Raw genomic sequence first — 12,738 nt, 5'->3', positions numbered from 1 at the left:
CGCACGCGTTGAGAGGGATCGCAGCGTAAAGTATTCGGTGAGATGCAGACAGCCTACTTACTGCCAGAGCTGTAGAAAACTCAAAATCAACTTAACTGTTAATCCATAATAGAGAGAGCATATGCTTTTGCATGATTTTATTCTTTCCGTACCTATTTTTACAAGCGATTAAGGAAACGAGCAGTATACTCATTCCTTTCCTTACTGAATTAATACAACAGTTACTTAAGTAAATTATTAACTTCTGACTTAGGTGATAGTTTCTCTCTGAACCCCTGATACATTTATAATTTACAGTGTGATAACTGTTTGATCTATGCATGATGCATTGAGCCTAATTATTTCTGATTGTCAGCCTAACTTTATTATAAAAATAATTGTTTAACTCAGAGGTATCATTCGGATTTTTACTTTTTAGATATGATAATCCAGTCAGCTTAGGTCTATCTTATCCTTTTGGTAAGTCACCTTTCATTTAATGCCAGCTTTATCTCTTTGGTATCAAGCCCAAATATCCTTTTATTACCAATTACAATTACCGGATATCCATTTGCACCTAATTTTTTATACAGTTCAAATGCATATTCATCCTTCTCTGGATTAAGCTCTTTATAGGCAATACCTTCTTCAATGAAAAACTCACGAGTCCTTTCACATACAGGGCACCAATCTGTACCGTACATAATTACTTTCTTATCCGTAGTTTCGAAGTGCTGAGTATAATCACCAACAAGTACAAGCTTAGGCTCAGTAAACTCCTTATATCCAAGCATGACCCCATAACCTGAAGATGTTCCTATCAAGAGTAACAAGGTGTATACAATAACACCCTTAAACACTCGTCCTTTTGTAATTGACATAAACAAAACTCAAAAACTCAATTTCATGACAAACTACATCAATATAAAAACTTAAACAACTATGATAAAACAAAATAATATAACAGCCAACACTTTAGACTTACCAAACAAGGATAACATTAAGACATTAGCGCTATTGACTAACCCCAAACCTAACATCATATTAATTGCACATCCCCCACTTACCCTGGGGTAACATCGGTTTAATATACAAACAAATTAAACTTAAATTAAATAATAACTTAAATATTTGGGTTAATTATGAAAACTAAAATTTTAATGCTATCTTTTGCTATTTCTCTTGGTTTATCCGCAGGCGCATCAGCAATCTCACCATGTTTAGCTAAATACATGGCATGTGTAGAACGTGATGATGGGTTAAATGAAAGAGCTTGTGAAGCTGACTACAAGAGATGTGCAGGCATCTAGAATTTTGGAGGTCTAGCGTTTAAATTAGCCCTCCTACTCAGCAGTAACAACATTAAACAGTCGATATATAACATACGATTTTCTTAAGCTTGTCGTTTAAAAACAAAATAATCACGTAAAATAAAAAGGAATTTATAATGAGAAAAATAATCTCTACAGCATCCATTATAACATTTGTTGCATCTCTTTCATTTGCTGCATATGCAAATATATGTGACGAGTTCCCAGAATGCCCAGTCGGACCACAATGTCAGTGTCACGTAAGTAAATAGATTGTTTATAAAAAGGTGAAGTAAGAACTTCACCTTTAAAAATCAATAATTAAACAATGAAAGACATACAGACCATATATGGAGCAATCTATTTAAACCTACTATCTTATATGTTTATTGTTTATTGTTTAAAAACAAAAATCACTATATTTAAGAACTTGTTAACAACCCTCAAACTTTATCACTAGCATTTTATTTTTGTTTAGTATAATACTCAGTAAATGGACCTCTAACTTAGATCCACTTGTACTGTAAAAACTTAATCTAATTTAACAGGAGCAGTTTTTAATGACTCATCTAAATCATCATTTATCTCTATATAGTTTTTACCTTTCATATCATAGATTGATTTTTTGTCCGTAAGAATGTTTTCTCCAGTCCAAAACTCAATAGGATTAAATAGACCATAATCAGCAACAGTAGTGACAGCATATACTGGAGCCATCAGTATTGTTAAGCCGCCTCTGGCATAACGATTATCGACAGCATCCATATTAAATTTCATTGTTGCGTTACTTACAGCCATTTGACCCGCACATCCCGATAACAACACTGACAACATAACTGCAGATAGCACTTTGATTTTCATTAACAACTTCCAGACTTAAAAATAAAGCCAGTAAGCTTAATAGGTTATAGCCTATTATCAATGCTTATTACTTTCTTGCTTTCATAATTTGAATTAAATCACAATAAAGCTATTTACAGTATTATCTATACCCCAACCTTATTAACAATAAATGAAAATAAAAAACAATAGCACTACTTACAATCAATAATTCAGCGAGCCAATATAAATATCCACACTCTGGCTACATACAAAATAGCACGAATAAATATGCCTTCATTAATATTAATAAATAACCCTGTTAGATTACAGAATTTAAGTATCTTCGACTATCGCGAATGTTTTAGCAGCTAAATAGGCTAGCAATAAACAACTGCTAGCCTATAACACCATATTCGACAGTTAAACGTGTTCAGGCCAGTACTGGCTTGAGACTTCATTTCCTTTCTCGAAAGTAATTTCAGCAGCTTTTTCGCCATTAGGGTACCAAGCCTTCACCGTTCCATCATTTAACTTACCCTGGGTGTAGTTTGATACTTGGTACTTTTGTCCATTGCGATACCACAAGGTTTTCGTCCCATTTTTCTTGCCGTCTTTATAGGTTATCTCAGAAGATTTTTGGCCATTTTCAAACCAATGTGTTTCTACTCCGTCTTCCTGGCCTTTAGTGAATTGAGATTCAACGGCTTTTTGACCATTTTCATACCAGCCAGTCTCCTTGCCATTTTTTTTCCCATCACTATATTGAACTTCACTGATCTTTTGATCATTCGGGTACCACCTTGTTGCAGTACCATTCTGTTTACCGTCTTTGAAGCTGACTTCAATGTCTTTTTGACCATTGTTATACTTATTCACAAAAGTGCCAGTAAAGGGTTTGTCATGGTTTACCTGATACGCCACCCCATTTCTTGATTGTAAGTAGTCCACCGTGGCCGCTTGAGATGCCCCAGCAAAAGTCATTAGAAGTAACGCAAAAGGAATTGTTTTTTTCATGATGATATTTCCATTTAATGGTGATCAATTCAATGTTGACTTCACTATGCTTGAGCTTAGCGAGTTGGCTCTGTGAAGTATCTGTGTGACAAAAATTTCATCGGGAAAGTTCACCTCCTAAACTCCTTTTAATAATCTGGCAATGTTTACTTGCACATAAAAACAAGGAAACACAGGTCAGCCATACCATCTTATTCATTCAACATTAACATGCCCCTTCAGCTCTTGAACCATTGCCCGAGCTATTGAATTCAAAGCAGACTAGTTCACCTAAGCTTCATAAGGGCTTGATTTATGGAGAAGCAAGGACAAGGGTTCATCATCATAGAAACCGAACAAGCCCCACACCATACAGTCCACCGCGACCAATGTTTATAAAAATTAAACGCATGTTAAATACATTTAAATATTTTTACTTAGCGATTTAGACAAATATAGCTTCATGTCATGGACATTTATTTAAATCTAGTACAGGCAAACAGGTTAAATAACCTGAAAATTCACGAAATAAATTAACACAAAGATAAACACTATCTTTGTGTATTGATTTTTATATCTGAAAATATATTGGAAACATAAAATCATGTTTAAAAAAACTATGTTAGCTACAAGCTTATTTATCGTTAGCTCATTAGCCCATGCAATTTCAACAGAACCTCTGGATAAAGACTTTACCCTACAGTTATTAGGTTCAGGCGGCCCAATTTCTGATGATGCCAGAGCTTCCTCAGGTGAGGTGATTTGGTGGAAAGGTAAATCACGGATCCTTATCGATGCAGGAGGAGGTGTATACCTGAGATTTGGCCAGTCAGGCTCCAGAATGGAAGAGTTGAATTTCTTAGGTATGACTCATTTTCACACCGATCATGTTACAGATTTACCAGCCTTACTAAAAGGCGGGATATTTTTTGACCGAAGTTCGACGTTAGCCATATCAGGTCCAACTGGGGGGGAAGGATTCCCAAGTTTAACTGAGTATATGGATGCATTATTTAACTCGGATAAAGGCGCTTACGCTTACCTTAATGGCATCTATGATGGCAGCCATGGTCTATTCCCTGTCTCTTTAAATGATGTCGACATCCATGAAACACAAGCTACCAAGGTATATGACGCTGATGGCTTAACCATTTACGCCAAGAGTATCCCCCACGGAGATGTACCTTGCTTATCTTATCGGATTGAATCCGCCAAAGGCACAATCGTTATTTCAGCCGATCAAAATGGCAGTGATGAATCATTTATCGAATTCGCTAAAGATGCCGATATTCTGGTGATGCCAAGCGCTATTGATGAAGGTGCCGACAGCGGCTCTGCTTTTTTACACGCTAAACCTTCAACCGTTGGACAAATTGCCGCAAAAACCCATGCAAAAATGTTGGTTCTTAATCACTTTATGGGTAAAAGTCTGAGCATGAAAGATGAATCTATCGAAATAATCAAGCAATACTATCACGGACCAGTCTATGCGGGTCGCGACCTTGCTAGTTATCCCGTTAATGCTAATAAAGGATCTGACAAATGAAAAACAAATTAATTCTCTCAATCGCCATGACCTCCTTAGTTGGTCTTAATATTAGTCTGGTGCAAGCTGCTGTATCTCAACCCCAACTTCAGTCTCAGTCTCAGTCTAGTCTGCCGCAGACTAAACCAGAGAAAGCCACTGGTAATAATGGTGCCTGTGCCGCTGGTAAATGCGGAGGAACAAAGCAATTTGGCAAAAAAGATTTAGTCAATGATCCCCAGGGACAATTGGTTTACGCTCGGGATGGTCAATGTGGCTCTTCAGGGGAAGGTATTAGCAACAAGAAAACACAGACTCAGATCGCTCAACCAGGAAAATGCGCAGGTGGCTTATGCGGTCAATAACAGCTGCAAATAAAGGGATTGGTCTGCGTAACGAACATATCCAATCGCTATGTAACCAAGCTAAAATTCCACAGTTAGATTTCCTGGAACTCGCACCGGAAAACTGGATGAATATGGGAGGGTTAAAACGTGAAAGTCTCGACTGTATTGCCGAGCGCTATCCTCTTATTGCTCATGGACTCAGCCTGTCAATCGGTGATGCCCAACCTCTTAATATTGATTTCATCAAAAAAGTCGGTGACTTCTTAGATTACTACGATATTGATATTTACAGTGAGCATTTGAGTTTTTCTCGAGATACAACCGGTTACCTCTATGAATTGCTGCCCATCCCCCGCCACCGAGCCAATATTGACTACTTAGCGGATCGTATTAAGCAGGTTCAGGATATTATTAAGCGTCCATTAGTATTGGAAAATATATCTTACTATTACCAATATGCTGATGAGATGGCAGAAGCAGAGTTTATATCTGAACTCGTTGATAAGAGTGACTGCGAGCTACTACTGGATATAAATAATGTCTATGTTAATAGCAAAAACCATCATTATAACGCCTTAGACTTTATTACCTCGCTGCCTAGTAAGGCTATTCGCTATTACCATATTGCTGGACATTTAAAACAAGATGACGGCTTTCTTCTGGATACTCATGGCAAGCCAGTTAATCATGAAGTTACCATATTAGCTCAACAGGTCATTAAATATCATGGTCTACGGCCTTTACTGTTAGAGCGAGATCACCATGTTCCAGAGCTAGCAAAGCTTTGTACTGAACTGGAGCTATTACATGATTCGGTAGCAGGAGAGAAGCAAGTCGAGGAGGACTGGTATGCACAATCCGCCTGAGAAGCTATGCAGAGATACGCAACGACTGACTCAAGCTATTCGTCACCAAAGTATGACGACTAATAAGGCTAATGTTATCCTTTACCGAGAATTTATTATTGACAACATAAGTGATGTTATCAGCAATACGTTCCCATTATTTAGCTTTTCATTAGGAGTAAACGATAAAGAAAAGTTAGTCTTAGAGTTTTTATATCATCATCCTTCAACAGAGCCTGAATTTCATAATATAGCCACAGAGTTTGTTCGCTTTATACAAGGTTATAATGCAATAAGCCCTATACTATTATCTCTAATTGAATTTGAGTGGGTTATATATAGCACAGAAATAAACCCATTAACAATTAAGCACTCAGAGGTAATGCCTGAGTTAAACGATTTCAATGTTCAGGAAGTTTATATCTACCTGAATCAAACGCTTCAGTGTATTGAAGTTCCATTTTCAATAGACCAGGCAATGGTAGGGTTTTGCCATCTTAGGCCTGACCGATTGTCATATGGGATTTTTAGAAATATAAAACATCAGGTTTTATGGCAAGAGCTAACTCTTATTGATAGATTTATAATTGGTTATCTAAATCAAGTTATGCCTGTTAGTTACTCTGAGATTAAAGAATATATAGATAAAAACCTAAAGCATTTCGATTTAAACATGTGGTTAACTCAGTCCCATAAAACAAACTTAATTAACATGTCATACAAAGAGGAATTCCATGATTAAATTATTATTTTCTAGAATCAATTTATTACTTAATAGATGTAAGAAATTTGATTTTATTGCATTACTTGCCATTCGCCTATATTTAATCCCGGTAATATATACAGGGGCCCACTCTAAAGTTGTAGGTTTTTCTGGTACTGTAACCTCGTTTGGAGAGGGCGGTCTGAATTTACCTTTTCCAACATTAATGGCTTTTATGGCAACAGGGACTGAAATTATAGGACTCATTTGTATTGCACTGGGGCTGTTCACACGAGTCATGTCGGTTCCAATGATATTTATGATGAGTGCAGCCAGCGCTTTAGTTCATTGGTCTAATGGATGGCTGGTTGTTGCAGATAAAGGAGCTGAGTCCAGTATGCGGTTAAGTTCTTTTATGACTTGGTTAGGCGAGAACTTCCCGGGACGTTATAACTATCTTACTGAGCTAGCCGATCCTGTGATGTTAAATAACGGAATGGAATTTCCAATAACTTATTTTGTTATGTTTATGGTTCTATTCTTTTACGGCGGGGGACGTTATGTCAGTGCCGATTACTGGCTGAATAAGCGTTTCAAGCTAATCAATAATGGATAACTCGCCTAGCCATCTAATTACAATTCAGTAAACATAATGAGCTAAAAGACAGCTACCTCTTATATCAAGAGACATGCTCTACTTAAGCCAAAATCGTTATTCCCTCCTTTTTAGCGAAGGAGGGAATAAATTAAACTGTGAATACATAGGTTAACAGTCTTTATCTTTATGCCTGAACCCTCACTTCAATGAGGCTAACTAGCACTATCGAATCACCTGTTAATACGCTTCGTTCTTTGGGTTTAAAGCCTGAAGTGAGACTTATCGATCTTCTTATCAATAAGTCAAATATATAGCGCGCAGGCAACAAACATAAATAAGATTAATAGGAAATCTTTATATGATTAATGAAACTCTGGTGGAGTTGTCTCGCTGGCAATTCGCCATCACAGCTCTGTTCCATTTTCTCTTCGTCCCCTTAACCATAGGCATGTCCTGGATATTGGTCATCATGGAGGTAGTTTATGTAATAACGGGACGTGAAATATACCGGGACATGACTAAGTTCTGGGGCAAGTTATTTGGTATTAACTTTGCGTTGGGTGTCGCAACAGGCCTGACTATGGAATTCGAATTTGGTACTAACTGGGCTTATTTCTCACATTATGTTGGTGATGTGTTTGGCGCCCCTCTGGCTATCGAAAGTTTAATGGCTTTTTTCCTTGAATCTACATTCGTAGGCATGTTTTTTCTGGGTTGGGACAGGCTAACTAAACGTCAACACTTAGCCGGCACTTTTTTGATGGCCCTAGGCACTAACTTATCTGCATTATGGATCCTGATTGGTAACGCTTGGATGCAAAACCCGGTCGGCAGTGAATTTAATTTTGAAACCATGCGCATGGAAATGACCAGTTTCTCACAATTGATATTCAATCCAGTAGCCCAAGTGAAGTTCATTCACACTGCAGCTGCCGGATATGTTGCTGGTGCCATGTTTGTAATGAGCATCAGTAGTTATTACATATTGAAGGGCCGGGATCTCCCCTTCGCTAAGCGCTCTTTTGCGGTCGCATCTGGGTTCGGTCTGGCAGCGATTTTATCCGTTTTAGTACTGGGTGATGAGTCAGGTTATGAGGCTGGGGCGGTACAAAAAGTTAAGCTTGCTGCAATTGAAGCTGAATATCATACCGAACAGGCACCAGCTGACTTTACCCTGATAGGCATACCGAACGATAAAGAGATGCATACTGATTATGCGATAAAGATACCCTATGCTCTGGGGATTATAGCGACCCGTTCGTTAGATAAACAAGTCATCGGGATCAGCGATCTGAAAAAGGATCACGAAGTACGGATCCGTAATGGCATACTTGCCTATGACTACCTGTTAAAGCTGCAAGCGGGAGACAAAACTAAAGAAAATCTCACAGGTTTCGACGATACCAAGCAAGATCTGGGATATGGCCTGCTACTTAAGCGCTACACCGAAAATGTAATAGACGCCAACGAAGAGCAAATAAGTATGGCTGTGGATGACTCTATTCCACCAGTTGCCCCACTATTTTTTGCATTTCGCATTATGGTTGGCAGCGGTATAACTATGCTACTCCTGTTTGTTCTGGCCTTTTACTTCAATGCAAAACGGGTTATCGAACAAAAAAGATGGTTACTCAAAGCCATTTTATTTGCACTACCATTACCTTGGGTTGCCATAGAAACGGGCTGGCTTGTCGCCGAGTTAGGCCGTCAACCTTGGTCAATAAGTGAAGTATTTCCGACCTTCCTCTCCGTATCTAACCTAGCGGTGAGCGATGTTCTTACCAGCATGATCGCCTTTATTTCTGTCTATCTCATTCTGTTCGTTATCGAAATGTATCTGATGATTAAATTTGCTCGGATCGGACCCAGTTCATTACACACAGGTCGTTATCATTTCGAGCAAGAATCCGATGCCAGCCCTCTATTGCATCTAAGCACCACAAAGGAATCCTTAAATGTTTGACTATGAAAGCTTAAAATTACTCTGGTGGGGTTTGATTGGCGTCTTGATGATAGGCTTTGTCATCACCGCGGGGATGGATATGGGAGTGGGCGGCTTATTACTCTTCGTTGGTAAAAGTGATAATGAACGCCGAGTCGCGATTAATAGCATAGGCGCTCATTGGGACGGTAATCAGGTATGGTTTATCGCCTTTGGCGGTTGTTTATTCGCTGCCTGGCCTATGGTTTATGCCACCGCATTTAGTGGTTTCTATTTTGTGATGATGTTGACCCTATTCTCGCTATTCCTTAGGCCTCTGGCTTTTGATTATCGCAATAAGATTGACTCTCCACGCTGGCGTAATAACTGGGATAGAGCCTTATTCGTTGGCAGTATGGTGGCTCCTTTAGTATTTGGAATCGCTTTTGGTAACTTACTGCAAGGTGTGCCATTTCATTTTGATAAGTTTATGCGCGTAACTTATACCGGTACTTACCTAGGCTTATTTAATCCCTTTGCCATACTGTCTGGCGTCGTGAGTGTTGCCATGATTATTATGCATGGCGGCACTTGGTTAGTGATGCGCACCGATGCGCTAGTCGCATCCAGAGCGGCTAAGGCCGCCCAAATAGCCGCCTTGGTTCTGGTTGTCAGTTTTGCTTTAGCCGGAGTCATGGTTGCCCAATCTATCGAAGGCTTTGTGATCACCAGCCAGATTGATCCTTCCGCATTAGCGATTCCTATCACTAAACAGGTTGTCACTGAGCTAGGTGCTTGGATGCATAACTATAAGATACAACCCTTGCTTTGGTCATTCCCGGCTCTCGGTATAGTGATGGCGCTTATAGCAGGCTTGATGGCCCGCGCCGGAAAAGGCGCATTAGCATTTACCGCCAGTGCCTTATCTGCAACTGGCATCATTCTCACGGCGGGCACTGCAATGTTTCCATTTGTCATGCCATCGAGTAGCGTGCCAAATCATAGCCTGACATTATGGGATGTAGTGGCCAGTCAATACACTCTATCCATTATATCCATTATTGCTGTAATCATTATTCCAATTATTCTGCTCTACACTTTTTGGTGTTACTACAAGATGTGGCGGGTCGTTACCGTGGACGAGATTATTCAAAACAATCACTCGGCATATTAGCGTCTGGCGATACGTACTTCAGCCATTAGATATCTCCTTAGACAAGCGATATCTAAGGTTAAATTGAATAAGCCTGCTTTCAGAATGCTTGGCTCTCATGGTAAAGCCAAGCATTTGTTAGCAAGCATTAAAGAAAGTAATAACAAGCTAAGGTATATAAAAATATACCTATTTAGGAGTTTATATGTGGTACATGTGCTGGATATTAGGTGTTTTTTTTGCATGCGCTTGCGGCATAGTCAATGTAATCTGGTATGAGATGGAACAACATCAAGATAACGTTGCAAAAGATCAGCAAGACCAAGTGTGATGCCAAGATGAGTATATAGACTTCTATGGACAGAAATCTATATACTCTAGATCATGGCTAAAATCTGTAGCAGCAGGTGCTAATTTAAGCCCCATATTTCCCAGTGAGTCAATGATGAATATTACCCTTAAACAGCTTAAAGTTTTCGCCACTGTGGCCAGAAACACCAATTTGAGTCTGGCTGCCGAGAAGTTATACCTATCAAAGCCTGCGGTCAGTATCTCACTCAAAGAACTGGAAAAGCAGCTGAACAGGGAGTTATTCGACAGGTTACCAAACTCCTTGAGGCTTAACTCCAATGGAGAAAAATTACTTCCCCTTGCCGATGAATTGTTAGCTCGTGCAAAATTGCTCGACAGCTTATTTGATAATGCCGAGTTGACCGGGGAAATTAAGATAGGTTGCAGCAAGGCCATAGGTAATCATGTACTACCAGAATTACTGGCAGGCTTTCGTCAACTGACTGGACATACAAACCAACGGGTAGAGATCCTCAATAGTGAGGATGTTTGTCGAAAATTGGCCAACTTCGAGCTGGATATCGGCTTAATCGAAGCCGATATCCCCCGGGAAGGTCAGGTACATTTACCCTGGTGGCAAGACCGTATGTGCCTTATTGCCGCTACTAATCACCCTTTAAGCCAACAAGCCAGTCAATCTTACGGTGATCTGGGTGGACAAGACTGGATTTTAAGAGAGTTAGGTTCAGGAAGCCGTGATGTATTTACCCAGTGCCTGGCGCCTCACCTGAGTCAATGGAATATGACACTGGAACTCAATGACAGTGAAGCCATTATAAACGCCGTCAGCACAGGTCTGGGGTTAGCATGTGTTTCGGAGTTAACGGCCAAGTGGGCGTTAGACGACAAAAGAGTTAAAGAGCTACCACTGGACGTAGTCATCGCACATCCGCTATTTATTACCTATCAAGAGCATAAATACAAAACACCATTATTCGAGGCGTTTTTTAAGTATTGCCAACAATATGGAGAACTAAAAATGGATTAAAGCTCGCCACCCACCTGTTTTCGCTCCAGCTCCTCCTTTTGCAACATGATCATCCCACAGGTGATAGCCACGACTGCTTTAGATTTAAACTCTCGGGCGTAGAGGGTGTAGACAACCAGTAGACTAGAGACAATAAAGAGTAGCGGGTGGAAGAACCAGCTTAGTACCGCCATGGAAAAGTAGTAACCACGCATGCCATAGTTGTAGGAGTGGGCTGCTTGATCTTGGACAATCGCCATCTGAGTTGCGTAGTTTTTCATATGATCACTAGCCTCACCTCCTCGCAGTGGAGTGGCACCGATCATCACATTCACGAAACCATATTGGCGCATCGACCAGGTGAACTGGAAAAAAGCCATCACGAAGATGAAAGTAAGCAGGCTTAATTTTATCTGGATCAAGGCGTAGGTAGGTGTAGCAGTAAAGGGAATAGAATCGATCACCGATTCCAATCGTTCTACCTGTGCAAAGAGTGCCAACACACCGGCAAGTATTAACATAGTAGTGGAGGCAAAGAAGGTTGTATTTCGCTCAATGTTTGCCATTAGTGCAGCTTCACCCACCCGCATTTCATAGCGCATCAGTTCATTCATCCAGTGAATTCTGTGCTGATGCAGGCAGCGAGCGAGACAGTTGCTATTTTTCGCTTTCCACTTGGCAAAGTAGGTGTAGCCGATCCAGCTCACGACAAAACAGATAAATGCGATGAGATCTAATACTGAACCTGTCAACATAGCGACTTCCTTGAGGCCTTTGGCAATATCACCACCGCCTCGATTATGGCAAGCTTTTCATGGCATGACTATGACCTAGAACAGATCCAGCCGTTAATTATCAAGGATATATCGAGTTATCTTTAGGTTATAAACGTTCATCAAATCGCTCTCACCGATGAATTCCCTCAGTGCTAACGGGGTTCACTAATGAGGGGGGCTTTCACGCATCCTCTTCATGCATATAGTCTTCAATCTGTGTCATTTGTTCGGCTAATTCATCATCCTTAGTGATGAGTCGATAACTGCCATGTGCCATCTTCTCGAGACAGATACTGTCTCCGGCATCAAGATGGAGCCGCTCTACCACATCTTGTGGTAACTCCAACCCTAAGCCTTTACCCACATTTTTGATCTTGAGTACTGTCATCATCACTACCTACTCGTGTTATCTATCATCCGACACTTCATCATTAAACAAGCGCCACAT

At 40.1% G+C, this 12,738-nt stretch carries 15 protein-coding genes; 10 read left to right on the top strand and 5 right to left on the bottom strand.

Translation table 11 applies throughout. The features are described 5' to 3' along the window. Nucleotides 1-464: 464 nt before the first annotated feature. Nucleotides 465-860: a glutaredoxin family protein gene (locus tag FS373_RS10465; RefSeq protein WP_152829400.1), complete on the bottom strand. Its 396-nt coding sequence runs from the start codon at nt 858-860 to the stop codon at nt 465-467. 261 nt (nt 861-1,121) lie between these two features. On the opposite strand from FS373_RS10465, the gene FS373_RS31465 reads away from it, so the two are divergent. Then, nucleotides 1,122-1,289, top strand: a complete 168-nt coding sequence (locus FS373_RS31465; protein WP_185976956.1) for a hypothetical protein — start codon at nt 1,122-1,124, stop codon at nt 1,287-1,289. A gap of 531 nt (nt 1,290-1,820) precedes the next feature. Here the strand turns inward: FS373_RS31465 and FS373_RS10460 are convergent. Both FS373_RS10460 and FS373_RS10455 read right to left on the bottom strand, forming a co-directional pair. Further along, nucleotides 1,821-2,150: a DUF3332 family protein gene (locus FS373_RS10460; RefSeq protein ID WP_144045044.1), complete on the bottom strand. Its 330-nt coding sequence runs from the start codon at nt 2,148-2,150 to the stop codon at nt 1,821-1,823. 381 nt (nt 2,151-2,531) lie between these two features. Further along, nucleotides 2,532-3,125 carry a toxin-antitoxin system YwqK family antitoxin gene (locus tag FS373_RS10455; protein ID WP_144045043.1) on the bottom strand — a complete coding sequence of 198 codons (594 nt, stop codon included), beginning with the start codon at nt 3,123-3,125 and terminating at the stop codon, nt 2,532-2,534. Nucleotides 3,126-3,708: 583 nt separating this feature from the next. Between FS373_RS10455 and FS373_RS10450 the strand changes: the two genes are divergently transcribed. From FS373_RS10450 to FS373_RS10410, 9 genes are all read left to right on the top strand, one after another. Beyond that, nucleotides 3,709-4,650, top strand: a complete 942-nt coding sequence (locus tag FS373_RS10450) for an MBL fold metallo-hydrolase (protein ID WP_152829399.1) — start codon at nt 3,709-3,711, stop codon at nt 4,648-4,650. After that, nucleotides 4,647-4,994, top strand: coding sequence for a hypothetical protein (locus FS373_RS10445; protein WP_144045042.1), 348 nt, complete (start codon nt 4,647-4,649; stop codon nt 4,992-4,994). The genes FS373_RS10450 and FS373_RS10445 overlap by 4 nt, the downstream gene beginning before the upstream one ends. Continuing rightward, nucleotides 4,982-5,842, top strand: a complete 861-nt coding sequence (locus tag FS373_RS10440; protein WP_144045041.1) for a DUF692 domain-containing protein — start codon at nt 4,982-4,984, stop codon at nt 5,840-5,842. Before FS373_RS10445 ends, FS373_RS10440 begins: the two co-directional genes overlap by 13 nt. Further along, on the top strand, nt 5,826-6,563 hold the full coding sequence (locus FS373_RS10435) for a putative DNA-binding domain-containing protein (protein ID WP_144045040.1): 738 nt from the start codon (nt 5,826-5,828) through the stop codon (nt 6,561-6,563). The genes FS373_RS10440 and FS373_RS10435 overlap by 17 nt, the downstream gene beginning before the upstream one ends. Next, entirely contained in the window at nt 6,556-7,140 is a 585-nt protein-coding gene (locus FS373_RS10430; protein ID WP_144045039.1) for a DoxX family protein, read from the top strand. The genes FS373_RS10435 and FS373_RS10430 overlap by 8 nt, the downstream gene beginning before the upstream one ends. Nucleotides 7,141-7,480: 340 nt before the next feature. Beyond that, on the top strand, nt 7,481-9,085 hold the full coding sequence (locus tag FS373_RS10425; RefSeq protein ID WP_152829398.1) for a cytochrome ubiquinol oxidase subunit I: 1,605 nt from the start codon (nt 7,481-7,483) through the stop codon (nt 9,083-9,085). Further along, complete coding sequence (gene cydB / locus FS373_RS10420) at nt 9,078-10,217, top strand: cytochrome d ubiquinol oxidase subunit II (RefSeq protein ID WP_144045038.1); 1,140 nt, start codon at nt 9,078-9,080, stop codon at nt 10,215-10,217. The genes FS373_RS10425 and cydB overlap by 8 nt, the downstream gene beginning before the upstream one ends. 184 nt (nt 10,218-10,401) lie before the next feature. Then, entirely contained in the window at nt 10,402-10,527 is a 126-nt protein-coding gene (gene cydX / locus FS373_RS10415; protein WP_144045037.1) for a cytochrome bd-I oxidase subunit CydX, read from the top strand. A gap of 111 nt (nt 10,528-10,638) precedes the next feature. Further along, nucleotides 10,639-11,535 (top strand): LysR substrate-binding domain-containing protein, encoded by an 897-nt coding sequence (locus tag FS373_RS10410; protein WP_144045036.1) that lies wholly within the window; start codon nt 10,639-10,641, stop codon nt 11,533-11,535. Here FS373_RS10410 and FS373_RS10405 read toward each other — a convergent pair. Further along, nucleotides 11,532-12,266: a DUF599 domain-containing protein gene (locus FS373_RS10405; RefSeq protein ID WP_227992703.1), complete on the bottom strand. Its 735-nt coding sequence runs from the start codon at nt 12,264-12,266 to the stop codon at nt 11,532-11,534. The two genes, FS373_RS10410 and FS373_RS10405, sit on opposite strands and share 4 nt — an antisense overlap. Nucleotides 12,267-12,471: 205 nt before the next feature. Beyond that, on the bottom strand, nt 12,472-12,681 hold the full coding sequence (locus tag FS373_RS10400; protein ID WP_227992668.1) for a hypothetical protein: 210 nt from the start codon (nt 12,679-12,681) through the stop codon (nt 12,472-12,474). Between the last annotated feature and the right edge of the window lie 57 nt (nt 12,682-12,738).

The organism is Shewanella sp. YLB-07, from assembly GCF_009377275.1.
Note: the sequence above shows the minus strand (reverse complement) of the source record. Positions and strands in the feature narration are given on the sequence as shown.